The sequence below is a fragment of the Microbacterium sp. 10L49 genome, assembly GCF_056395125.1.
In genome coordinates this window covers 269,172-290,546 of record NZ_JBFTIW010000004.1, presented here as the reverse complement: position 1 = coordinate 290,546, position 21,375 = coordinate 269,172, and the positions used below count along the sequence as shown (strand labels likewise).

Genomic DNA, 21,375 nt, shown 5'->3' with positions numbered 1-21,375 from the left:
AAGGCCCGACGTGGCGCCGCTCGGACCAGTCGGGCGGACCCCGGAACCCTAGGCGCTGTCGAGATCAGCCTAGCCGCGCCGGAGGCACCGGTCACAGACGCTTCCGAACCGCCGGTGAAATACTGAACAGGTTCCACGACAAGGAGGTCGCCCTGTGCCGGACACGAGGACCGAGAACGAGCGCGCGCTCGAAGAGGGCATCGTCACCGATCTGAAGGATCGGATGACCTACGGGTCCTACCTCGACCTGGATCGCCTTCTCGGCGCGCAGCACCCGGTCAGCGTGCCCCAGCACCATGACGAGATGCTGTTCATCATCCAGCATCAGACCACCGAGCTGTGGCTGAAGCTCGTGCTGCACGAGCTCGGCACCGCGCGCGACCGGCTCGCCGAGGACGACCTGCGCTCGGCTCTCAAGCACATGGCGCGGGTGAAGCACATCCAAGAGGTGCTCACCCAGCAGTGGTCGGTGCTCGCGACGCTCACGCCCACCGAGTACGCGCAGTTCCGCGGCGACCTCGGCAACTCCTCGGGGTTCCAGTCCGTGCAGTACCGCGCCGTCGAGTTCGCGCTCGGCAACAAGAACGAGCGGATGCTGAGCGTGTTCCGCTTCCACCCCGAGAACCTCGCGATGCTCACCGCGGAGTTCGAGCGACCGACTCTGTACGACGAGTTCCTGCGGTTCGCCGCGCGCCGCGGCCTGCCGATCCCCACGGAGATCCTCGATCGCGACGTGCGCCAGCCGTACCGCATGCACGATTCGCTGGTGCCGGTGCTCACCGAGATCTACGAGAACCCGCACGATCACTGGGATCTGTACGAGGCGTGCGAAGAGCTCGTCGATGTCGAGGACAACTTCCAGTTCTGGCGCTTCCGGCACTTGCGCACGGTGACCCGCACGATCGGACGCAAGGTCGGCACGGGCGGGTCCAGCGGCGTCGACTTCCTGCAGCGCGCCCTCGATCTGACGTTCTTCCCCGAGCTCTACGCGGTGCGCACGGAGATCAGGCAGCCGTGACCGAGGGCTCCTACATCGGCGGTTTCACCGACCACCACGTGCACCTGCAACTGGCCGATCACGAACGCCTCAGGGGCGGTCTGCTCGGCCGGGTGCTGGATCTCGGATCCGCTCCCGCGACGATCGCGTCGATCGCCGCCGATCCGCCGGGCGTCGCGGTTTCCTTCGCCGGAGCGTTCCTGACCCCGGTCGGCGGGTACCCCTCCGACCGGAGCTGGGCGCCGGAGGGATCCTTCCGCGAGATCGCCGACACCGACGCGGCCGAAGCCGCCGTCGCCCTGATGAAGGCGACCGGAGCCTCCGTCATCAAGGTCGCCAGCAACAGCACGGCCGGCCCCGTCTTCGGCGATGACCTGCTCCAGACGATCGTGCGCATCGCCGATCGTCACGGCCTGCCGGTGGTCGCGCATGCCGAGGGCCCCGGCGAGGCGCAGCGCATGCCGCGGCTCGGCGTCAGAGCCCTCGCGCACACCCCGTTCACCGAGAGACTGAGCAACGCCGAGGTGTCCGCCCAGGCCGGCCGGATCGCGTGGATCTCCACACTGGCGATCCACGAGGGCGAGGCCCGCGCGATCGCCCTGGACAACCTGCGCCGCTTCCACGCGCACGGGGGCACGGTGCGCTACGGGACCGATCTCGGCAACGGCGATCAGCCGGTCGGCCTGAACCCCGCCGAGGTCGAGGCGCTGCGCGAGGCCGGCGTGCGCGGGGCTGCCCTGATCCGCGCGCTCGTCCCGGTCGCGGCGACCACGGAACGCCGGTTCCTGCTTCCCGCCCGCGACGCGGATCCGTTCGGTCTCGAGCCCGTGCCGCACCCGCACGGGGCGGCGCGCCCACACGGGCGCACCCACGCGTACGGACCTACGCGGTCCGAGCATCTGACATCGCCTGAGGGCGCCCGGTAGTCGCCCAGCCCGCGCTTCGGGCGACGCCGCAGGCGTGGGTCAGACCGCCCCCAGGTCGATGCCGGCCGCGGCCGGCTCCGCGTAGGCGACTTCGCGCCACACGTCGCCGACGCGCTCGAAGGACGTGACGCTCGACAGCGCGCACCGGCGTGTGCGCGGGTCGTGCCGCAACGGCAGACCCGCGACTGACAGGTGCGTGATCCAGATCGGCGCCTGATGCGAGACGAACACCACGTCGCCGCCCGGGGCCTCGTGCCACGCCTCGTCCATGGCGGCGCGCATCCGTGCGGCCACGGCGACGTACGGCTCGCCCCAGCTCGGCACGGAGGGTCGGCGCAGATGCCGCCAGTTCCAGGGGTTCATCAGGGCGCGGCGCATCTGCGTGCCCTCGAACACGTTCCAGGGCTCGATGATGCGCTCATCGAGCCCTGGAACCAGTCCGAAACGGGCGGTGAACGGCTCGGCCGACTCCTGCGTGCGCTCGAGCGGTGAGCACCGCAGCGCGGTCACAGGACGGTCCATCGCCGCGACGTGGTCGGCGGCGGCCTGGGCCATCCGCCGACCCGCCTCGCTGAGGTGATAGCCGGGCAGTCGCCCGTACAGCACGTGCGCAGGGTTGAAGACCTCGCCGTGCCGTACGAGGTGCAGACGTTCCGCGGGCATCAGCTCGGATGACGTCCGCTCAGGCGCGGCGGTACTGAGCCGAACCGAACCCGATGATGAAGTATCCGATGAACGAGAACAGCCAGAGCAGGAAGAACGAGAACACGCCGCTCTTGCCGAAGTTCTTGCCGAGTTTGATCGCCACGATGATCGACATCACGATGTTCACGATCGGGATCAGGTAGAGCAGCACGAACCAGCCGCTCAGGCCCGCGATCTTGATGAGGAAGATCAGGTTGACGATCGGGATGATCGCGAGCCAGCCGGGGTGACCGGCCTTGGTGAAGACCTTCCACAGCGCGATCACGACGATCACGTAGAAGATCAGCGAGACCGTGATATTCGCGCCGGAGAACAGCGCGGCGTAGATGTTGCCTGCGGCGTCGGTCGGGTCTTCGGTGGGGAGGATGTGCATGTGTAGCGCCTTCCAGGGTCGATTCGATGGGTGGTGCCTGCCGCGAGTCTAGTGATGCGCTCGTCCTCCCCACGAGGGATTCCTCGCGTCCCCGTAGAATGGCGGGGTTCCCTTTTCCCTAGTTGGAGGCGTATTCCGTGCTTCGCACCCACACGGCAGGCTCACTGCGAGCCGAGCACATCGGTCAGACCGTCACCCTTGCGGGGTGGGTCGATCGCCGTCGTGATCACGGAGGAGTGGCCTTCATCGATCTTCGGGATGGATCCGGGATCGCCCAGATCGTGATCCGCGACGAGGAGATCGCGCACCCGCTGCGCAGCGAGTTCGTGCTGCAGGTGACCGGCGAGGTGTCGCGCCGCCCGGCCGGAAACGAGAACCCGAACCTGCCCTCGGGCGAGATCGAGATCGTGGCGCAGGACGTCGTCGTGCTGAACGAATCGGCGCCGCTGCCGTTCCAGGTCTCCACGGGCCTCGCCGAGACCGACCCGGTCGGCGAGGACGTGCGCTTCAAGCACCGCTACCTCGACCTGCGCCGCCCCGCCGCGATCGCGCCGCTGCAGCTGCGCTCGAAGGTCTACAAGGCCCTGCGCGATGTGCTGCACGAGCGCGACTTCGTCGAGGTGGAGACGCCGACGCTGACCCGCTCCACCCCGGAGGGCGCCCGCGACTTCGTCGTGCCCGCGCGCCTGCACCCGGGCAGCTGGTACGCCCTGCCGCAGAGCCCGCAGCTGTTCAAGCAGCTGCTCATGGTCGGCGGCGTTGAGAAGTACTTCCAGATCGCGCGCTGCTACCGCGACGAGGACTTCCGCGCCGACCGGCAGCCCGAGTTCACCCAGCTCGACATCGAGATGTCCTTCGTCGACCAGGAGGACGTCATCGAGATGATGGAGGCCGTCATCCGCGCGATGTGGGCCACCATCGGCGTCGAGGTGCAGACCCCGCTGCCGCGGATGACCTACGCCGATGCGATGGCGAAGTACGGGTCCGACAAGCCCGACCTGCGCTTCGGACTCGAGCTCGTCGAGGCGACCGAGTACTTCTCCGAGACCACGTTCCGCGTCTTCCAGGCCGACTATGTGGGCGCGGTCGTGATGCCCGGCGGCGCCTCGCAGCCCCGCAAGGTGCTCGACGCCTGGCAGGACTGGGCCAAGCAGCGCGGCGCCCGCGGCCTCGCCTACGTCCTGTTCAACGAGGACGGCACCCTGGGCGGCCCGGTCGCGAAGAACCTGAGCGAGGCCGAGCAGGCTGGTCTCGCGGAGTTCGTGGGCGCGAAGCCCGGCGACTGCGCGTTCTTCGCCGCCGGTTCGGTCAAGGACTCCCGCGCCCTCCTCGGCGCCGCACGCGTCGAGATCGGCCGCCGCCTGGGCCTGCTGGACCCCGACGTTTTCGCCTTCACCTGGGTCGTCGACGCGCCGATGTTCGAGCCGGCCGCCGACGCGGTCGCCTCGGGCGACGTCGCCGTGGGTGCCGGCGCCTGGACCGCCGTGCATCACGCCTTCACCGGGCCGAAGCCGGAGTTCGAGGCCACTTTCGACACCGACCCCGGATCCGCTCTCGCTTACGCGTACGACATCGTCTGCAACGGCTCCGAGCTCGGGGGAGGATCCATCCGCATCCACCGCGAGGACATCCAGAAGCGCGTCTTCGAGGTCATGGGCCTCGCCGACGACGTCGCGCAGGAGCAGTTCGGCTTCCTGCTCGACGCGTTCAAGTTCGGCGCTCCGCCGCACGGCGGCATCGCCCTCGGCATGGACCGCGTGCTGCAGCACCTGTCCAAGACCGAGTCGATCCGCGAGGTCATCGCGTTCCCGAAGACCGGCAACGGCTTCGACCCGCTGACCGCAGCCCCGGCGCCGATCACCCCGGAACAGCGCAAGGAGGCCGGCGTCGACGCCGTGGCCGAGCCGGTCGACGCACCGGCACTCGCGGAGGCCTGAGCCGGTCGCTTCACAGCGGAATTGCGCGCTTCGCTCGGACGGATCCCCGGATTCCGTCCGAGCGAAGCGCTTTTCTCCGTGCAGAGCGCCCGCGATCGGGCGTGAAAGGATCGGACCATGCTCGCCGATCTGACGCTTCCGGTCCCGCTCGACACCCGGATCGGGCCGGTGACGCTGCGCCGGGCGCACACGGACGACACAAGCGCGATCGTCGCACTGCTCGCCGACGACGCGATCAGCGCGGCGCGCGGCGACACCGCCTCCGACGATGACCTGCCTGCCTACGCGGCGGGCCTGGAGTCGGTGCTCGCCGACGACTCCAACGACCTGCTCGTGGCCGAGCACGATGGCGCGGTCGTCGGCACCTTCCAGCTGACGCGCATCCCCGGGATGTCCCGCCGCGGCTCAACCCGGTTGCTGGTCGAGGCGGTGCGGGTGCGTTCCGATCTGCGCTCGAGCGGCGTCGGATCCGCCCTCATGCGCTGGATCATGGAAGTCGCGACCGTCGAGCTGGGCAGCCCGCTGGTGCAGCTCACCTCGGATGCGCAGCGCGTCGAGGCGCACCGCTTCTACGAGCGCCTCGGATTCGCCGGATCCCACAAGGGCTTCAAGTACAACGCACCCCTCAGGGGGTGACGAAGACGACCGGCGCTCAGGCCTCGTCCGGATCCGACAGGTCCTCGACCGCGACGGGGGTGCGGCCGGCGAACATGACGCCCACGCCGTACTCGTCGCCGATGCTCAGGCCGCACTCCGCGAACCGCATCATCCACGTCCCGTCCTGCCACACGACCGCCTCGGGCGCACCGAACGGCGGCTCCGATTCTGCGAGCCGCGCCCGATCGGCGTCCGACAGCGCGCCGCGCGGCCCCGCCAACTCGTCCACCAGGTAGCGGATCGCGGACTCGGTGAGCGCCGCGAACTCCGTCACGACGCCCTGGGCCGTCTCGCGCGCCTCCGCGCTGGGTTCCTCGGCCGGTTCCGCGATGATGCTCACCGTCCAGCCGCCCTCCCCGCCCTCGACCCCCGCGGTCCAGCAGGCGATGTCCTCCGGCGCGTCGATCCGGATCAGGGTGGCGCCGTCGAGCTCGATGGCGTCGGGAAGAGTGCTCATGCTCCGATCCAACCAGACCGGGCCCCGACATGCAGTGCGCCGTTCCCGACAACGGATCAGGCCCGACAACGGACCCGGCCCGACAACGGACCCGGCCCGACAACGGACCCGGCCCGACGAAGGATCAGGCACGACGACGGATCCGGGTCCCACCCGCCCTGGACTCGAATCGTTCACCCCGCATTCACCCCGGTCCGCCTCACCGGTAACTCCACCGCCGTACATTCCCTCTCGACCCGACCCCGGCGGCTGCGCCGGACACCGAGAGGAAAACATGCTCATCAGCAACCGTCGTGCGCGCATCGGCGCCGGCATCGCGCTCGCGACCAGCGCCGCGCTCCTGCTCTCCGCCTGCTCCGGATCCGCCTCCGCCGACCCGACCAGCTCGGGCGGTTCGGGCGTCAAGGCCGCCACCGCCACCTCCCTCAAGGACTTCGGCACCCTGGCCGACCTCGAGAAGGCCGCCGAGGCCGAGGGCAAGCTCAACGTGATCGCACTCCCCCACGACTGGGCCAACTACGGCGAGATCCTCGCGGCCTTCACCAAGAAGTACCCGAAGATCACCGTGAACGAGGCCACCCCCGACGCGTCCAGCGCCGAAGAGATCCAGGCCGCGAAGACGAACGAAGGCCTGGACACGGCTCCCGACGTGTTCGACCTCGGTCTCACCGTGACCCTGCAGAACACCGACAAGTTCGCCGCCTACAAGGTCGAGAAGTGGGACGAGGTGCCGGCCGAGCTGAAGGACAAGGACGGCCTGTTCACCGGCGACTACGGCGGCTACATGTCGATCGGCTACGACTCCTCGAAGTTCCCGGAGCCGAAGACTCTGGCCGACCTGAAGAAGTCCGAGTACAAGGGCGCCGTGGCGCTGAACGGCGACCCGACCCAGGCCGGCGCCGCCTTCGCCGCCGTGGGCCTCGCCACGGTGCAGTCGGGCGGGAAGCTCGACGACTACCAGAAGGGCATCGACTTCTTCTCCGAGATGCAGAAGGCCGGCAACCTGCTCAAGGTGGACGTCACCACGGCGACCGTCGCCAGTGGCGAGACCCCTGTCGTCTTCGACTGGGACTACCTGAACGCCGCGCACGTCAAGGACAACAAGAACTGGAAGACGGTCGTCCTGCCCGGCACCGGCTACGCCGGCTACTACAACCAGGCGATCAACAAGGCGGCCCCGCACCCGGCCGCCGCGCGCCTGTGGCAGGAGTTCCTCTACAGCGACGAGGGCCAGAACCTCTGGCTCAAGGGCGGCGCCCGCCCCGTGCGCATGGACGCGATGACCAAGGCCGGCACGGTCGACAAGACGCTCGCCGCCGCCCTGCCCGCCGCTCCCAAGGAGACGGTCGTGCCGACGGAGGCGCAGAGCACCGCTGCCGGCAAGCTCCTCGGCGAGAAGTGGGCTGCGGCCGTCCAGTGATCTCCGACACCGCTGCGGCACCCGCCGCATCCCGTGCCGGGTCGGAGCTGCGCGCTCCGGCCCGGCACGGGTCGTCCGGAAGGCATTGGACGAGCCTGTTCCGTCGCGGCCTCGCCGCCATCGGGCTCGTACCTTTCGCCGCCTACCTGCTGCTGTTCCTCGTGCTGCCGACCATCCTCGCCGTCGCGACGGGATTCTTCACCCGGGCCGGAGCGTTCACGTGGAGCAACGTCTCCGCCCTGTGGGATCCGACGGTGATGCTCACCTTCGCGAACTCCGCCGGGCTCTCCCTGCTCACTGCCGCGATCGGCGCGGTGGTCGGCGCCCTCGTCTGCTACGCCCTGCTGGGTCTGCGCGCAGACAGCGGAGTGCGCACGGTGGTGGATGCCGCGAGCGGCGTGCTGGCGCAGACCGGCGGCGTCATGCTCGCGTTCATGTTCATCGCCACCCTCGGACTGCGCGGCGTGCTCACCGGGCTCATGAAGGACGCGTTCGGCATCGACCTGTTCGCCCGGGGCCCATGGATCTACGAGCTGCCCGGACTGATCCTGCCCTATCTCTACTTCCAGATCCCGCTCATGGTCATCACGTTCATGCCCGCCCTCTCGGCGCTGAAGCCGCAGTGGGCCGAGGCCAACGTCACCCTCGGCGGCACCCGCGCGAGCTTCTGGCTCCGCATCGGGATCCCCGTGCTCGCCCCGTCGTTCCTCGCGAGCTTCCTGCTGCTGTTCGCCAACGCGTTCTCGTCCTACGCGACGGCGGCCGCCCTCGCGAGCCAGGGATCGCAGATCGTGCCGCTGCAGATCCGCGCCGCGCTCACGAGCGAGACCGTGCTGGGCAGGGAGAACCTCGCCGGCGCCCTGGCGCTCGGCATGATCGTCGTCGTCGGGATCGTCATGTGGCTGTACTCACTGGTCCAGCGCCGGGCAGCGAGGTGGCAGGCATGAACCGGCTCGCCCCATCCGCGCTCACCCGATGGATCATCGGGATCCTGGTCGGGCTGTTCTTCCTCATCCCGCTCGTCGCGACGCTCGCCTACACGTTCCGGGGCGAGGACGGCGCGTTCACTTTCGCGCACTGGGCCGGCCTCGGCGATCCCGCGAAGGCTGCGGTCTACCAGCCGATCTGGACGGGCCTCGGCAACTCGCTGATCCTCGCGATCGTCACCGTCCTCATCGTGCTGCTCGTGCTCGCGCCGACGATGATCCTGGTGAACCTGCGGTTCCCCCGGCTGCGTCCGGTGTTCGAGTTCGTCGTGCTGCTGCCGCTCTCGATACCGGCGATCGTGCTCGTGGTCGGCCTCACGCCGATCTACCTGCAGATCGGACGCTCCTTCGGCACCGGCGCCTGGACGCTCGCGTTCGCGTACGGCATCACCGTGCTGCCCTTCGCGTACCGCTCCATCCAGGCGTCGATCGACGCCGTCGACATGACCACCCTCGCCGAGGCGGCCCGCTCCCTGGGCGCCGGGTGGGGCACGGTCGTGCTGCGCGTGCTCGCGCCGAATCTGCGCCAGGGTCTGCTCGCCGCATCCCTCCTGTCCATCGCGGTCGTGCTCGGCGAGTTCACGATCGCGTCGCTGCTGAACCGCGATGTGCTGCAGACCGCGCTCGTCGTCGTGCAGAAGCAGGACGGCTGGGCCCCGGCGATGTTCGCCCTGATGGCGCTGACGTTCAGCTTCCTCCTGCTCCTCATCATCGGACGGGCCGCCCGCGGCCGGTCTGGAAAGGCCGACTCATGAGCGACATCGCGCTCCCCCGCACCGCGGACAACCCCCTGCTCGCGGATCGAGCCGACGGCACCCGCGTCCAGTTCGACGGCATCGTCAAGAGCTACGGCCGCACCCAGGTGCTGCACGGCATCGACCTCGACATCGCGCCCGGCGAGTTCGTCTCCCTGCTCGGCCCCTCCGGCTGCGGCAAGACCACCCTGTTGCGCGTGCTCGCAGGCCTCGAGGAGGCGGACGGCGGCGCCGTGCTGCTCGGCGGCAAGGACGTCTCCGGCGTGCCGACGAACAAGCGCGACCTGGGCATGGTGTTCCAGTCGTACTCGCTTTTCCCGCACCTGCGCGTGGTGGACAACACCGCGTTCGGCCTGCGCCGGCGCAAGGTCGCCACCGCCGAGGCCCGGCGGCGAGCTCTGGATGCGCTGGCCCTGGTCGGGCTCGACGCGCATGCCGACAAGTACCCGCACCAGCTGTCGGGCGGTCAGCAGCAGCGCGTGGCCCTCGCCAGGGCGCTCGTGACCGAGCCCCGCGTGCTGCTGCTGGACGAGCCGCTCTCGGCGCTGGACGCCAAGGTGCGCGTGCAGCTGCGCGACGAGATCCGCCGGCTGCAGCTGCGACTCGGGATCACGACGGTGTTCGTCACGCACGACCAGGAGGAGGCGCTGAGCGTCTCCGACCGGATCGCCGTGATGAACGCCGGCCGGATCGATCAGATCGGCACACCCGAGGAGCTCTACCTGCGCCCCGCCACGGCGCACGTCGCATCCTTCGTCGGGCTGTCCAGCGTGGCGCGCGGTGTCGCCGACGGCGCGAACGTGCGGGTGTGGGGCGCCGAGATCCCGCTGCAGCTCCCGGCGACCGGCGAGGTGGACGTGCTGCTGCGGCCGGAGAACGTGCGCCTGGTCGAGCCCGCCGGGGCCGCCGTGACCGCAACGGTCGAGGAGAGCATGTTCCTCGGGAGCATGCGACGCACGCTGGTGCGCACCGAGGACGGCCTGCTCGTGCGCGTGCAGCACGCGGCGCGGATCCACCCGCAGTACGGCGACATCGTGGGACTCGCGGTCGATCCCGAACCGGTGGCGGTGCGTCAGGCCGGCTAGCCTGCGGCAGGCGCGAGGCCGAGGTGCGGGTAGAGCGCGCCGAACGTCATCAGCAGCCCCTGGGGGAGAGATCCGACGTGGTCCTCCCCCGGGACCGTGAACACCTGCGTCTCGAATCCGCCCGAGGTTCAGCCCGCGAGCGACCGCGCCAGCGCCATGTACTCGGCCGGCGACGCGTTCGGAAGGTACGCACGGCCGATCGCCAGGCCGATCGCGGGCAGCTGCCCGTTGTCGGCGTAGAACAGACGCATCGGGCGGTACTCGGGGTTGAACTTGCCCTTGTAGCGCAGCAGCGAGGCGAAGCCGTAGGCGGGCTCGAGCACCCGGCTCAACCAGCCCAGCAGCCGGGTGATCGCGGGGTCCGCGTCGGCGTCGCCGTCGACGGTCTGCGCGAGCGGCGCACCGGAGAGGCTCATGACCTCGAGCCCCTGCTCCTTCATGTGCAGCGCCGCCGAGGCGATCGCGAACTCCATCACGCCCGGCATCGCACCATCCGCGCGGCGCATGAAGTCGAGGGTGCGTCCGATCAGCCGCCCCTCGCGCCATACGGGCATCCAGCTCGTCACCGCCTGCAGCTCGCCCTCCGGTCCGATCGCGAGCAGGATCTCGACCTCCGGATCCCTGAGCTCGTCCATGCCGCCGAGGGTGAAGCGCATCTCCGGCAGCGCCTTCTCCGCGATCCACTGCTCGCTGAGCGCGTCCAACTGGGCGACCAGCCCGGCGGGCAGCTGCTCCCACGTGGTCCACAGCGTGGTCAGCCCGTCGCGCTGTCCGCGGTTGTACGGCTGGCGCACCTTGGTCCACACCTTGCCGGTGAGCTCGAAGCGCTCGAGCGGCACCACGGTCTCCTCGGCCACCGAGATGCTCTTCCAGCCGAGCTCCCGGAAGGCCGGGGCGAACTCCTCATGCGTGCTGTAGAAGACGGGCGTCCAGGCGTTCGCGTCGCAGAAGTCCAGGAACCCGCGGATGGTCTGCGCGGTGTCTCCCGCGGTGCAGACCGGATCCCCCACCGCGATCGCGATGTCGTTGACCACGCGGTAGGCCACGGCACCGCGGCCGTCCGCCGTGAACCAGTGCTCGTTGCCCTCCCACGTGCCCATGAACCCGAGGGTGCCGCCGTCCGTGGTGCGCAGCTGGGTGCGGAAGCGCTCCGCGTGGTCCGCCGTCCTGCGCGAGCGTCCGAGCAGGAGCCCCACCATGGCGATCGCGAAGACGAGCCAGAACAGCGCTCCCACATCGCGGTGCAGCGCGAGCGCGAATCCGGTGAGCGGAGTGCGCCCGCCGGGGTGGCCGATGATGGTGGGCAGGAAGCGACGCAGCGTGGTGCCCAGGGCGGACCAGAACGACGGCGAGTGCGAGACGACCGACACCAGGATCATGTTCGCGGTGGCCAGCACGACGAAGGCGATCCCGATCGTGAGCGAGAACCGCCGTACCGCGCGGCGCGATGCGCGCACCGCGAACCGGCGATGGGTGATCGCGAGCACGATGCACATCCCGACCGGGATGAGGATCGCCAGCACGGAGAAGCCGGGGAACTGGCGGTCGATCTCGACCACGTCGGTCGGCTCCTTGAGCGAATGCGCGGCTACGCTGAGCCCCGTGAGCAGCGCCATCACGGCGTTCACGCCGATCGCGAGGAACCAGGCCGCGCGGCGTCCCGCGCGCAGGCCCCACGCGGCGATGAGGCTCAGCAGCAGCGGCACCAGGCTCATCAGCACCACACCGGTGCCGGCGGCGACCGCCGTGCTCACTCCGGCGACGCAGTGCGCCGACGCGTTGTTCCGCGCGCAGGCGTCGGTGATCCCGGAGATGTCCACGCCGCGGAGGCCCGCGACCACCGGCGCCAGCGGCCCGATGCCGACCCCCGTCAGCAACACGATCAGCGGGCCGAGGCCGGTGACGGCGACCATCGCCGCGATGAGGGTCCTGGTCTCGCGGTAGGAGCTGCGGTACCAGGCAGGCCGAGGTCGGCCGCTCGTGAGGATCACGCCCAGCACAAGGCCCGTCAGCCCGGCCAGCAGCCGGTACACGCTGTCCGCATCGCCACCGTAAAGCGTGTAGGTGACCAGCAGCGAGAGGCCGAGCAGGCGGATGCGCCGTCGATACAGCGCGGGGGCGAAGGCGCTGCCCGCCATGATCGCCCCGAGTATTCCGATCGACGGATCGAGCACGGCGCCTCGCGCGTCCACGCGCGCCCACACCTGCCCCCAGGACCACGCCAGCGACTGGATCCCCAGACCGAGCAGGCCGCCGAGCATGCCCGTCATGAGGAAGGCGCCGACGACGCGCCACGTTCCCATCAACCGCTCCGCGTAGGCCAGCAGCGTGAGCGCGAGCAGCACGGCCAGCAGCAGGCCGCCCCACGAGTCCGGCACGAGCAGCGCGGTCAGCGGCGTCCACCACTCGCGCTCCCGGCCGAACGCGAGCGGACTGAGCCCGACTCCCACGGGGCGATGACCCCGCAGCGGACCGAGCACCAGACCGCTGACCAGCAGCAGGACGCTCAGCACCATCGCGAACGGATGGCTGCGCGCATAGCGCCCTGCCCTGCGGCCCACGGCCGCCGCAGTCTCGCGCCAGGCGGTCATCGGGCGAGCCCCAGGTACGGATACAGCACGTCGAAGGCCTTCTCCAGGCCGCCCCGCAGCCCCGGCCCGGTGTGCGTGGCGTTCGGCACGAGATAGTAGGTCGTGGTGAATCCGGCCGCTTCGGCCAGGCCCGCCGACACCTTGTTCGCGGGCCCGTACTTCTTGTCGAGCGCTCCGGCCGCGAAGATCGCGTAGTGCCCGGCGTAGGCACCGGGGTGCTCGGCGAGGATCGCCTGCGGCTTGTTCTCGTCGAACGCGGCCTTGTCCCCTCGGAACGCCTTCTCCACCGACTTCGGATCCCCGAAGCCCGACCACGGTTCGCCGGACGCGGTGGCGATGTTGCCCCAGATGTCGGGATGCCTGGCGCCGTAGATGAACGCGCACGCTCCGCCGTTGGAGTAGCCCGAGATGGTCCAGTACTTCGGATCCTGCAGGACGCGCAGATGTCCGCGGATCCAGTTCGGGATGTCGGTGTTGAAGTACGTCTCGACGCCCCCGTAGGCGGCGGAGTCGATGCAGCCCGGATTCTGATCCTGCGCGCCGAGCTGGTCGGCGATGATCACGATCGGCGCGAGGCCGTCGTGCTTCGCGGCGAACTCGTTCATGACGTCCACCATCGGATGCGGATTGGGGTAGCCCGGCAGCCCCATCATAAAGACCACGACGGGCAGTGCGGGAGGATTCTTCACCAGCGCTGCCGGCGGGAGATAGATGGTCGCGTTGCGGGGCTTGAATCCCGCGGTGGAACGGGGCGCGTTGTCGCCGCTCAGCGCACCGTAACGACCCTGTGCGGGCATGTCGGCGGGAGCCTTCCAGACCGCCGCGAGCGACGCGGGCGGGTCCTCACCGGGCTTCAGGGGTGGAGCGAAATGGTCGAGGGCGCCCAGGGTGTTGACGCCGAGGATGTCACCCAGGGTGCGGTCGAGCCCGAACGCCTGATTGATGCCGATGCCCATCGAGAGCACCGCGCCGATGACCGTGACGATCGCGACGATCTTGCGCCACCAGCGGGAGTCCCACAGGCTCACGATCGACAGCCCGACCGCCGCGAAGCCGCCGATCGTCCACCACTTGACCGCGGCGGGCAGGGGGAGCTCGAAAGCGTTGGTAGCGTCGGACCACGCGGCGAGCCCCCAGCCGATGGCGGCGCCGATCGCCAGGCCGATCAGCGCGCGCATGACCCAGCGGCGCCGCAGTGGGCGGATCAACAGCGCGACCACGCCTGCGGCGGCGAGCCCCCAGACGATCCAGGGGACCGGTCCGTCGGCGAGGTTCAGCTCCAGCAACCAGCGCGGCATGAAAGGCGTGCTCCGTATCCCGCCTCCGGACGGGGCGACGACCCATCGTAATCCGTGCCGCCTCAGGGGAACCGGTGCCGTGGCCCTGACCGAGCTTGGAGAAACCTATGAGACGCTCCGGGGACGGCTAAGGTCCTCGGAGCGTCTCAGCGGGTCACAGCACGCGCGCGAGGAAGTCCTTCGTGCGCTGGTGTTGCGGGTTCGCGAGCACCTCGCGGGGGTCGCCCTCCTCGAGGATGTGGCCGCCGTCCATGAAGATCAGGCGCGAGCCGACCTCCCGGGCGAAGCCCATCTCGTGGGTGACCACCATCATCGTCATGCCCTCGTCGGCAAGCGTGCGCATGACCTGCAGCACCTCGCCCACGAGCTCCGGGTCGAGCGCCGAGGTGGGCTCGTCGAAGAGCATCATGTCCGGGTTCATGCACAGGGAGCGTGCGATCGCCACGCGCTGCTGCTGACCGCCGGAGAGGTGGCTCGGATAGGCGTCGGCCTTGTGGCCCATGCCCACGCGCTCCAGCATCGCCTTGGCGACCTTCTCCGCCTCGGCCTTTCCGCGCTTCTTCACCTGACGCTGGGCGATCGTGAGATTGCCGAGCACGCTCATGTGCGGGAACAGGTTGAAGCTCTGGAACACCATGCCGATGCGCGCGCGCACCCGGTCGATGTCGATGTCGGGATCCGTGATGTCGATGCCCTCGATCACGATCTTCCCGCCGGTCGGCTCCTCGAGCATGTTGACCGAGCGCAGCAGCGTCGACTTGCCGGACCCCGAGGGGCCGATCACGCAGACGACCTCGCCGGCGTTCACCGTCAGGTCGATCCCCTTGAGCACCTCATTGTCGCCGTAGTGCTTGACGAGCCCCTGGACGTCGATCGCAGGCGCGCTCAGATTGATCAGGTCGGTGGTCATCGTTCCCTCGCCATCCTTCGCTCGAGCCAGGCCGTCAACCGCGTCAGCGGGATCGTCACGACCAGGTACAGCAGCGCCGCCATGACCATCGGCGTGGCGTTCGCATAGGTGGACAGGCCGTTGCGCGCGTACGTCGTCAGCTCATAGGTGAGCGGCGTCGCCCCTGCGATGAAGAACAGCGATGTGTCCTTCAACAGCAGCACGAACTCGTTCGTCAGCGGCGGGATGATGATGCGGAATCCCTGCGGCAGCACGATGAAGACCATGGTCCTCGTCGGCGACATGCCGAGCGATCGCGACGCCTCCGTCTGTCCCTTCGGGACCGCCTGTATTCCCGCGCGGATGGTCTCGGCCATGTACGCCGAGCTCACCACGATGAGGCCCAGCGTCGCGGCTCCCACCGGGCCGCCCGGGATCCTGACGTGCAGCGCGATCGGCAGCATGAGCGCGAAGCCGAAGATCGTCATCAGCGCAGGAATGCCGCGGAAGAACTCGATCCACACGGTCGCCGCCCACCGGAACGGCGGGATGCTGCTGAGCTTCATCAGCGCCAGGATGATCGCGAGGATGAGGCCGCCGGCGAACGACTCGATCGTGAACAACAGCGTGTTCTTGAGTCCGACCGTGATGATGCCCGGGAGCATCTTCAGCGCGACCTCGGGGTTCGCGAACTGCTTGGCGACCGTCGGCCAGTCGGTGGCGAACGCCCCCCACACGACCAGCGCGATGATCACCGCATAGACGGTGTAGTGGTAGACCCGCGTGCGGGTCCGCTTCTTCAGTGCCATCGGCGTGAGTCAGACCCCGGTCACTTCGCCGCGGTGAAGTACTTGTCGTAGATCTTCTTGTACTCGCCGTTGTCCTTGAGCGCCTTCAGCTGCTCGTTGATGGCCTTGCGCAGCGCTTCGTTCTTGCCCTTCGCGAAGGCGAAGCCGTACTGCTCATCGGTCTTGTAGGTCTCGACGACCTTGTAGGACGCGTCGTCCTTCTCGTGCTGCAGGTTCACCGGCAGATCCTGAAGGATCGCGTCGACCTGACCACCCTGGAGGGCCGGCCACAGCACGCCGTCGTCGGAGAACTGCACGAGGTTGGCGCCCTTGGCGTGCTCCTTGGCGTAGTTCTCACCGGTCGTGCCCTGCTGCACGCCGACGTTCTTGCCGCTCAGGCCGTTGATGTCCTTGATGCCGGAGTCGGTCTTGACGAGCAGCGACTGCAGCGAGTCGTAGTAGCCGTCGGAGAAGTCGATGTTCTTCTTGCGCTCGTCCGTGATGGTCATCGCGGAGGCGCCCATGTCGCACTGACCCGCGAGCAGGGCGGCGCCCGACTGCAGGGTGTCGAAGTTGGTCACCTGGAACTGGGTCTTGAGGCCCAGCTTGTCGCCGATCGCGGTGAGCAGGTCGACGTCGAAGCCGGTGTACTTGCCCGAGCCGGCCGACTCCTCGTACTCGAAGGGCTTGTACGGGATGTCCGAGCACACCGTGAGCGTGCCCGAGGTGATCAGGCCGTAGTCCGTGTTGCCGGCAGCGGCGGATCCGCTCTCGGTAGGGGTGGCGCCGCCTCCGGAGCAGCCGGCGAGGGCGAGGGTGGTGGCCGCCGCGAGGGCGAGTCCGTAGGCGATCTTCGAGCGACGTTCCATGTGCGACTCCTGTGTCGAGGACGCGGGCGTCCTGGTGCGGGTTGCCGACAATCTTGACACGGTCGTGTTACTGCCGGGTAACGGAACGGGACGCGCGGGCGTCTCGGTTCGGTATCGGCAGGTCGGAAGCCGCGGATTCCCGCGGTTCTCGGCTCTTCCGGGCCGCCCAGAATGTCTGAGATCCGAGACGATGCCTGGGGAGACTGTCCGGTGACGCCCGATCCCCCCGCTAGTCAGACCTCGAAGTCGACGGCCGAACGTCCGCCCGAGACCGAGCGCACATAGCCCACGACCTCCTGGTGCGCCGGGTGCACCTGGTACGCATCCAGGCCCGCGGCATCGTCGAAGTCGGCGATCAGGGTCACATCCCAGTTGCCGTCGATCGCGAGAGCGTTCACACCGGCGGTGAGCGCGCGGATCGACGGCACGACGCCGACGAGGCCCTCCAGCCGTGAGGCGACCCCCGCGGCATGCTCCGCGCGCTCGGCGGGATCCGTCGTCGCCATCTTCCAGGTCACCACATGCCGCAGCGTCATCGCTTCTCTCCTCCCGCCGCGTCCGCGGCTCGTCCTGCATCTCCCGCTGCGCCGGCCTTCTCGGCGAGGGCCTCGCGCAGCCGCTCCGGCGAGATGCGCCAGTGGCCGTGCAGCTCGCCGTCGATGAGGAGCACGGGGATCTTCTCCCAGTACTTCTCGTAGAGGACGGGGTCGTCGAGGATGGACAGCTCGGTGATCTCCATATCCTCGGCGAGCGCATCCGGCAGCTCGGCGACGACCGCGTCGACCACGTCCGACGCCACGTCGCACAGGTGGCAGTCGGGCTTGCCGATCAGGGTCAGTGCGATCACGGCGCGGGGGTCTCGATCGCGCGTCCGTCCGCGATCCACTCGGCCGTGCCGCCCTCCACGTTCGTGGCGTCGTAGCCGCGGGCCTCGAGGGCCTCCACGACACGAGCCGAGCGCCCGCCGAGCTGGCAGATCACGTCGAACGCGCCATCCGGAAGCTCATGCAGCAGGTCTCCGAGCTCCGACATCGGCAGGTTCACGGCGCCGGGCACGTGCCCGGTGGCGAACTCGTTCCTCTCGCGCACATCGATGAGGGGCGTCTCGGTGCGCTCGGCCAGCTGGGCGACGGTGATCGTCTTCATGGATCCGATTCTTCCAGACGCCCGTGTCCGCAGGCGCGCCGGACCATCGGTGCCGGAAATGCACGAAGCGCCCCGGCGATCCGAAGATCGGGGGCGCTCAGTGACTTGCGCGCTACGCGCGGCCGCTTACTTCTTGTTGCGGCGCTGGTGGCGAGTCTTGCGAAGCAGCTTGCGGTGCTTCTTCTTCGCCATGCGCTTGCGGCGCTTCTTGATGACAGAACCCACGGAAACCTCACTAAGTCAGGGGCTGGGCGTCGCACACGGACGATGCCCGGGATCGGGGCATGAAAAAATGCCTCGGAACAGTCTAGCGCACGGCGCCGCCGACGTTGACGCACGAGCGTTCGAGACGCTCCGCGGCGGTCCGGGCGGGACTCGCGCGCGCTCAGCCCGCGTCGGCGATCGGAGTCTGCAGGGCCGCCGTGACGGCGGACTCGGGCACTCTGTAGCTGCGGCCGAAGCGGATCGCGGGCAGTTCGCCGGCGTGCACCAGCCGGTACACGGTCATCTTGGACACGCGCATGATGGCCGCCACTTCGGCGACGGTCAGGAACTTCACGTCCGGAAGCTGTTCGGGCATCCCCATCCACCCCTCTCCCGTCGCGCGAGCTGCACGGCGGGTTGCGACAACTGTAGGGGCTGCTGGCGACACGTGTAAACCCATGTGAACGCTGTGACAGAGGACGCTCAGACCGCGGCCGATCTCGCGATGCGCTCCGCGGCGTCCTTGCGCACCTGGCGCTCGTTCTTCTGCGCCGCCCGCAACGCCTTCTCGGCCTCGCGCACGCTCTTCACCGCCGCACGCACGCGCTTGTCTGCGGCGAGCGCGGGGTCTTCCGGGACGAAGACGGGAGAAGTCCGAGCGCCGTCCGGCCGCGCGGCGGCGAGACGATCGATATGGGCGGCGATCCCGTCCAGGACGCGTTCGATGCCGAACAGCATCGGGTCCCGGTCGCCGTCGATCGCCCCCTCGTCCAGCGCGGCGCGCGTGTGCGGATAGGCGTCCGCGTCGATCAGCGCCCGGAACAGGGCCGCCTCCTGCGCACCGACCTCCTCGAGCGTCCGCCCGCTCGAGCGCGCGGCCTCCGCATAGCCTGCCGCCACCGTGCCGAACCACCGAGCCTGTCCCATGATGGCGAGCATCGCACCCATCCGCTCATCCTGATCGAGCGGCGTCTCTGCGAAGGCCGCAAGGTACGCGTCCATCCAGGCGGCGGTCCCCGGCGTGACCGGGGTACCGCTGATCGGCAGGCTGAGCAGCCAGGGATGCCGCAGGTAGACGTCGAGATGCGCGCGGTAGAGCCGCTCCGCCTCCTCCCGCCAGCCCGGATCGACTTCACCGGGCTCCGGGAGCGGCGGGAGTCCCGACGCCTCCTCCTGCATGAGCAGCAGGAGGTCGTCCTTCGCGGTGACATAGCGGTAGAGCGACATCGGCGTGAATCCGAGCGCCTTGGCGACGGCCGCCATCGACACGGCCCCGAGCCCGTCGCGGTCGGCGAGCGCGACCGCCTCTTCGACGATGCGCTCCACGCTCATCTCGCGCTTCGGCCCGCGTTGCGGACTGGCCGCCATACCCCAGGCCAGTGCGATGCCGCGCGGCAGATCGGGCAGGTCGACGGGATCCGGCTCTTCGGTCATGAATCCAGAATAGGACTGTTTACGATGTAAACAGTGTGTTATGGTCATAAACAGTTTCATCCGTACACAGAAAGGAACGGCGATGACCACGGCCATCGAAGTCGCAGGACTCACCAAGCAGTACCGCGGCACCCCCGTGCTGCGCGGCGTCGACCTCACCGCAGAGCAGGGCGAGATCGTCGCCCTGCTCGGTTCCAACGGCGCCGGCAAGACCACCACCATCTCGATCCTCACCACGCTCACCCGTGCCGACGCCGGCACCGCCGTCGTCGCCGGGTGCGACGTGCGGCGCGACCCCGAGGGCGTGCGGCAGCGCATCTCCCTCACGGGGCAGTCCGCCGCGGTCGACGACGCGCTCACCGGCGTGGAGAACCTCGTGATGCTGAGTCGGCTCTCCGGGCTGAGCCCGCGTGCCGCCCGCCGCCGTGCGGACGAGCTGCTCGCGCAGTTCGCCCTCACCGAAGCGGCGGGGCGCAAGGTCTCCACGTACTCCGGCGGCATGCGGCGCCGGCTCGATCTCGCGCTCAGCTTCGTCGTCACCCCGCAGGTGCTCTTCCTCGATGAGCCCACGACCGGCGTGGATCCGCGCAGTCGCCTGGACCTCTGGGCGGTCATCCGGGGTCTCGCCGACGCGGGCACCACCGTCTTCCTCACCACCCAGTACCTCGAGGAGGCCGACCAGCTGGCGGATCGCATCGCGGTCCTGCACGAGGGGCGCATCGTCCGCACCGGCACCGCGTCGGCGTTGAAGGCGCAGTTCGGCAGCGACGTGCTCGTCGCGGAGGGCGCCGACGGGGCCTCGCTCGCGGAGATCGCGACCGACGGATCGATCGACGGTATCCGCCGCGCGCTGGACGAGCTCGAGGCCGCGCATCCGACGGCACGCGTTCAGCTGCGCCGCCCCACGCTCGACGATGTCTTCCTCACCTTGACCGCGACCGGCGACGCCGACCGCACGACCATCCGGGAGTTCGCATGACCGCTCTGTCCGCCCCTGTCGCCCCGCGCCCGCTGGATCCGGTCCCGTCGCCCGCGTCGGGGATCCGCCCGCGCCTGCGCGGCTTCGCCGCCGAGCGCGTGTTCGTCCGCCGCAGCCTCATCCTGTCGCTGCGCGACGGCGAGACCCTGTCGATGTCGATCATGCTGCCGGTCACGCTCATGCTGCTGTTCACCTTCGTCTTCGGCGGGGCGATCGAGGACGACGGCAGCTACGTCGACTATGTCGTGCCCGGCATCATCCTGCTGTGCGCCGGCTTCGGCGCCGCGTCGACGGCGACATACGTGTCGCGCGACATGTCCACCGGGATCATCGACCGGATCCGCACCATGCCGCTGCGACCGGGATCGGTGCTCACCGGCCACGTGATCGCGAGCCTGGCGCGCAACCTGGTGTCGACCGCCGTCGTGTTCGGTGTCGCGCTGCTGCTCGGCTTCCGCCCGAGCGCGGGTGTTCTGCAGTGGATCGCCGCGTTCGGCGTGATCGCGGTCTACATCCTCGTGATCACGTATCTCTACGCCGCCATCGGCCTCGCCGCGGGCAGCCCTGAAGCCGCCGCGGGATACGGGTTCATCCTGATGTTCGTGCCGTACCTGTCCAGCGCGTTCGTGCCGGTGGACACGATGCCGACCTGGCTGCAGTGGGTGGCGGAGAACCAGCCCATCACGCCGATCATCGAGACGATCCGCGGCCTGCTCATGGGCACGCCCCTGCACGCCCAGCCGTACTGGGCACTGGGCTGGTGCGCCGCGATCCTCCTGATCTCCGTGCTGTGGGGTCGCTGGCTGTTCGGCAAGGCGCGGCGCTGAGCAGCTGCTCGCTCACCCTCGCAGGATCGACGCGACGCCCGGATCCGCCCGG

The 21,375-nt window shown here is 69.3% G+C and carries 24 protein-coding genes; 10 read left to right on the top strand and 14 right to left on the bottom strand.

The window, feature by feature from the left end; all coding sequences use genetic code 11:
• The first annotated feature begins 223 nt into the window (after positions 1–223).
• Entirely contained in the window at positions 224–1,018 is a 795-nt protein-coding gene (locus AC1DCT_RS14440; RefSeq protein WP_477430501.1) for a tryptophan 2,3-dioxygenase, read from the top strand.
• Entirely contained in the window at positions 1,015–1,923 is a 909-nt protein-coding gene (locus AC1DCT_RS14435) for an amidohydrolase family protein (RefSeq protein ID WP_477430003.1), read from the top strand. Before AC1DCT_RS14440 ends, AC1DCT_RS14435 begins: the two co-directional genes overlap by 4 nt.
• Positions 1,924–1,962: 39 nt before the next feature.
• Here AC1DCT_RS14435 and AC1DCT_RS14430 read toward each other — a convergent pair whose 3' ends face one another.
• Together AC1DCT_RS14430 and AC1DCT_RS14425 are read right to left on the bottom strand one after the other, a co-directional pair.
• A complete protein-coding gene (locus AC1DCT_RS14430; RefSeq protein ID WP_440734905.1) occupies positions 1,963–2,586 on the bottom strand; it encodes a histidine phosphatase family protein in 624 nt (207 codons plus the stop codon).
• A gap of 19 nt (positions 2,587–2,605) precedes the next feature.
• A complete protein-coding gene (locus AC1DCT_RS14425) occupies positions 2,606–3,001 on the bottom strand; it encodes a DUF5684 domain-containing protein (RefSeq protein WP_440734904.1) in 396 nt (131 codons plus the stop codon).
• 137 nt (positions 3,002–3,138) lie between these two features.
• Here AC1DCT_RS14425 and aspS point away from each other — a divergent pair, with 137 nt between their 5' ends.
• Both aspS and AC1DCT_RS14415 read left to right on the top strand, forming a co-directional pair.
• On the top strand, positions 3,139–4,938 hold the full coding sequence (gene aspS / locus AC1DCT_RS14420; protein WP_441975667.1) for an aspartate--tRNA ligase: 1,800 nt from the start codon (positions 3,139–3,141) through the stop codon (positions 4,936–4,938).
• Positions 4,939–5,055: 117 nt separating this feature from the next.
• Positions 5,056–5,574, top strand: a complete 519-nt coding sequence (locus AC1DCT_RS14415; protein ID WP_477430001.1) for a GNAT family N-acetyltransferase — start codon at positions 5,056–5,058, stop codon at positions 5,572–5,574.
• Positions 5,575–5,590: 16 nt separating this feature from the next.
• On the opposite strand, the gene AC1DCT_RS14410 is transcribed toward AC1DCT_RS14415, so the two are convergent.
• Entirely contained in the window at positions 5,591–6,052 is a 462-nt protein-coding gene (locus AC1DCT_RS14410) for a hypothetical protein (protein WP_440734901.1), read from the bottom strand.
• 274 nt (positions 6,053–6,326) lie between these two features.
• Here AC1DCT_RS14410 and AC1DCT_RS14405 point away from each other — a divergent pair, with 274 nt between their 5' ends.
• From AC1DCT_RS14405 to AC1DCT_RS14390, 4 genes are read left to right on the top strand one after another with little or no spacing between them, the layout of a single operon-like run.
• On the top strand, positions 6,327–7,472 hold the full coding sequence (locus AC1DCT_RS14405) for an ABC transporter substrate-binding protein (protein WP_441975665.1): 1,146 nt from the start codon (positions 6,327–6,329) through the stop codon (positions 7,470–7,472).
• Positions 7,469–8,419: an ABC transporter permease gene (locus AC1DCT_RS14400; RefSeq protein WP_477429999.1), complete on the top strand. Its 951-nt coding sequence runs from the start codon at positions 7,469–7,471 to the stop codon at positions 8,417–8,419. The genes AC1DCT_RS14405 and AC1DCT_RS14400 overlap by 4 nt, the downstream gene beginning before the upstream one ends.
• Positions 8,416–9,213 carry an ABC transporter permease gene (locus AC1DCT_RS14395; protein WP_440734898.1) on the top strand — a complete coding sequence of 266 codons (798 nt, stop codon included), beginning with the start codon at positions 8,416–8,418 and terminating at the stop codon, positions 9,211–9,213. The genes AC1DCT_RS14400 and AC1DCT_RS14395 overlap by 4 nt, the downstream gene beginning before the upstream one ends.
• Positions 9,210–10,298 (top strand): ABC transporter ATP-binding protein, encoded by a 1,089-nt coding sequence (locus tag AC1DCT_RS14390; protein ID WP_477429997.1) that lies wholly within the window; start codon positions 9,210–9,212, stop codon positions 10,296–10,298. Before AC1DCT_RS14395 ends, AC1DCT_RS14390 begins: the two co-directional genes overlap by 4 nt.
• 128 nt (positions 10,299–10,426) lie before the next feature.
• Here the strand turns inward: AC1DCT_RS14390 and AC1DCT_RS14385 are convergent, their stop codons facing one another.
• The 11 genes from AC1DCT_RS14385 to AC1DCT_RS14335 all read right to left on the bottom strand — a co-directional run bounded on the left by AC1DCT_RS14385 (position 10,427) and on the right by AC1DCT_RS14335 (position 19,613).
• Positions 10,427–12,889 carry a bifunctional lysylphosphatidylglycerol flippase/synthetase MprF gene (locus AC1DCT_RS14385; protein WP_477429995.1) on the bottom strand — a complete coding sequence of 821 codons (2,463 nt, stop codon included), beginning with the start codon at positions 12,887–12,889 and terminating at the stop codon, positions 10,427–10,429.
• Positions 12,886–14,187, bottom strand: coding sequence for an alpha/beta hydrolase (locus tag AC1DCT_RS14380; RefSeq protein ID WP_477429993.1), 1,302 nt, complete (start codon positions 14,185–14,187; stop codon positions 12,886–12,888). The genes AC1DCT_RS14385 and AC1DCT_RS14380 overlap by 4 nt, the downstream gene beginning before the upstream one ends.
• Before the next feature lie 154 nt (positions 14,188–14,341).
• Entirely contained in the window at positions 14,342–15,097 is a 756-nt protein-coding gene (locus AC1DCT_RS14375) for an amino acid ABC transporter ATP-binding protein (RefSeq protein ID WP_477429991.1), read from the bottom strand.
• The gene (locus AC1DCT_RS14370) at positions 15,094–15,885 is read right to left on the bottom strand and encodes an amino acid ABC transporter permease (protein WP_477429989.1); all 792 of its coding nucleotides are present in this window, start codon (positions 15,883–15,885) and stop codon (positions 15,094–15,096) included. The genes AC1DCT_RS14375 and AC1DCT_RS14370 overlap by 4 nt, the downstream gene beginning before the upstream one ends.
• 20 nt (positions 15,886–15,905) lie before the next feature.
• Positions 15,906–16,733: a basic amino acid ABC transporter substrate-binding protein gene (locus AC1DCT_RS14365; RefSeq protein WP_477429987.1), complete on the bottom strand. Its 828-nt coding sequence runs from the start codon at positions 16,731–16,733 to the stop codon at positions 15,906–15,908.
• A 233-nt stretch (positions 16,734–16,966) separates the two neighbouring features.
• On the bottom strand, positions 16,967–17,269 hold the full coding sequence (locus tag AC1DCT_RS14360; RefSeq protein ID WP_441975659.1) for a Dabb family protein: 303 nt from the start codon (positions 17,267–17,269) through the stop codon (positions 16,967–16,969).
• Positions 17,266–17,580 (bottom strand): glutaredoxin family protein, encoded by a 315-nt coding sequence (locus AC1DCT_RS14355; RefSeq protein WP_477429985.1) that lies wholly within the window; start codon positions 17,578–17,580, stop codon positions 17,266–17,268. The genes AC1DCT_RS14360 and AC1DCT_RS14355 overlap by 4 nt, the downstream gene beginning before the upstream one ends.
• Positions 17,577–17,879, bottom strand: coding sequence for a rhodanese-like domain-containing protein (locus AC1DCT_RS14350; protein ID WP_440734889.1), 303 nt, complete (start codon positions 17,877–17,879; stop codon positions 17,577–17,579). The genes AC1DCT_RS14355 and AC1DCT_RS14350 overlap by 4 nt, the downstream gene beginning before the upstream one ends.
• A gap of 126 nt (positions 17,880–18,005) precedes the next feature.
• Positions 18,006–18,104 (bottom strand): 30S ribosomal protein bS22, encoded by a 99-nt coding sequence (locus AC1DCT_RS14345; RefSeq protein WP_003792170.1) that lies wholly within the window; start codon positions 18,102–18,104, stop codon positions 18,006–18,008.
• 160 nt (positions 18,105–18,264) lie between these two features.
• Positions 18,265–18,459: a helix-turn-helix domain-containing protein gene (locus AC1DCT_RS14340; protein WP_440734888.1), complete on the bottom strand. Its 195-nt coding sequence runs from the start codon at positions 18,457–18,459 to the stop codon at positions 18,265–18,267.
• A gap of 107 nt (positions 18,460–18,566) precedes the next feature.
• Positions 18,567–19,613, bottom strand: a complete 1,047-nt coding sequence (locus tag AC1DCT_RS14335) for a TetR/AcrR family transcriptional regulator (RefSeq protein ID WP_477429983.1) — start codon at positions 19,611–19,613, stop codon at positions 18,567–18,569.
• Between AC1DCT_RS14335 and AC1DCT_RS14330 the strand changes: the two genes are divergently transcribed.
• Together AC1DCT_RS14330 and AC1DCT_RS14325 are read left to right on the top strand one after the other, a co-directional pair.
• Positions 19,600–20,496, top strand: coding sequence for an ATP-binding cassette domain-containing protein (locus AC1DCT_RS14330; RefSeq protein ID WP_440734886.1), 897 nt, complete (start codon positions 19,600–19,602; stop codon positions 20,494–20,496). The genes AC1DCT_RS14335 and AC1DCT_RS14330 overlap by 14 nt on opposite strands.
• Positions 20,493–21,323 (top strand): ABC transporter permease, encoded by an 831-nt coding sequence (locus tag AC1DCT_RS14325; protein ID WP_477230395.1) that lies wholly within the window; start codon positions 20,493–20,495, stop codon positions 21,321–21,323. Before AC1DCT_RS14330 ends, AC1DCT_RS14325 begins: the two co-directional genes overlap by 4 nt.
• Positions 21,324–21,375 lie beyond the last annotated feature (52 nt).

Excerpts from the sequence above, each read along its gene's own strand:
- AC1DCT_RS14385 (WP_477429995.1), bottom strand. The coding sequence starts at position 12,889 with ATGACCGCCTGGCGCGAGACTGCGGCGGCCGTGGGCCGCAGGGCAGGG.
- AC1DCT_RS14425 (WP_440734904.1), bottom strand. The coding sequence starts at position 3,001 with ATGCACATCCTCCCCACCGAAGACCCGACCGACGCCGCAGGCAACATC.
- AC1DCT_RS14340 (WP_440734888.1), bottom strand. The coding sequence starts at position 18,459 with ATGCCCGAACAGCTTCCGGACGTGAAGTTCCTGACCGTCGCCGAAGTG.
- AC1DCT_RS14365 (WP_477429987.1), bottom strand. The coding sequence starts at position 16,733 with ATGGAACGTCGCTCGAAGATCGCCTACGGACTCGCCCTCGCGGCGGCC.
- AC1DCT_RS14350 (WP_440734889.1), bottom strand. The coding sequence starts at position 17,879 with ATGAAGACGATCACCGTCGCCCAGCTGGCCGAGCGCACCGAGACGCCC.
- AC1DCT_RS14415 (WP_477430001.1), top strand. The coding sequence starts at position 5,056 with ATGCTCGCCGATCTGACGCTTCCGGTCCCGCTCGACACCCGGATCGGG.
- AC1DCT_RS14430 (WP_440734905.1), bottom strand. The coding sequence starts at position 2,586 with ATGCCCGCGGAACGTCTGCACCTCGTACGGCACGGCGAGGTCTTCAAC.
- AC1DCT_RS14395 (WP_440734898.1), top strand. The coding sequence starts at position 8,416 with ATGAACCGGCTCGCCCCATCCGCGCTCACCCGATGGATCATCGGGATC.
- AC1DCT_RS14335 (WP_477429983.1), bottom strand. The coding sequence starts at position 19,613 with ATGGCCGTGGTCATCGCCGTTCCTTTCTGTGTACGGATGAAACTGTTT.
- AC1DCT_RS14390 (WP_477429997.1), top strand. The coding sequence starts at position 9,210 with ATGAGCGACATCGCGCTCCCCCGCACCGCGGACAACCCCCTGCTCGCG.
- AC1DCT_RS14410 (WP_440734901.1), bottom strand. The coding sequence starts at position 6,052 with ATGAGCACTCTTCCCGACGCCATCGAGCTCGACGGCGCCACCCTGATC.
- AC1DCT_RS14325 (WP_477230395.1), top strand. The coding sequence starts at position 20,493 with ATGACCGCTCTGTCCGCCCCTGTCGCCCCGCGCCCGCTGGATCCGGTC.
- AC1DCT_RS14380 (WP_477429993.1), bottom strand. The coding sequence starts at position 14,187 with ATGCCGCGCTGGTTGCTGGAGCTGAACCTCGCCGACGGACCGGTCCCC.
- AC1DCT_RS14330 (WP_440734886.1), top strand. The coding sequence starts at position 19,600 with ATGACCACGGCCATCGAAGTCGCAGGACTCACCAAGCAGTACCGCGGC.
- AC1DCT_RS14370 (WP_477429989.1), bottom strand. The coding sequence starts at position 15,885 with ATGGCACTGAAGAAGCGGACCCGCACGCGGGTCTACCACTACACCGTC.
- AC1DCT_RS14360 (WP_441975659.1), bottom strand. The coding sequence starts at position 17,269 with ATGACGCTGCGGCATGTGGTGACCTGGAAGATGGCGACGACGGATCCC.
- AC1DCT_RS14405 (WP_441975665.1), top strand. The coding sequence starts at position 6,327 with ATGCTCATCAGCAACCGTCGTGCGCGCATCGGCGCCGGCATCGCGCTC.
- AC1DCT_RS14440 (WP_477430501.1), top strand. The coding sequence starts at position 224 with ATGACCTACGGGTCCTACCTCGACCTGGATCGCCTTCTCGGCGCGCAG.
- AC1DCT_RS14375 (WP_477429991.1), bottom strand. The coding sequence starts at position 15,097 with ATGACCACCGACCTGATCAATCTGAGCGCGCCTGCGATCGACGTCCAG.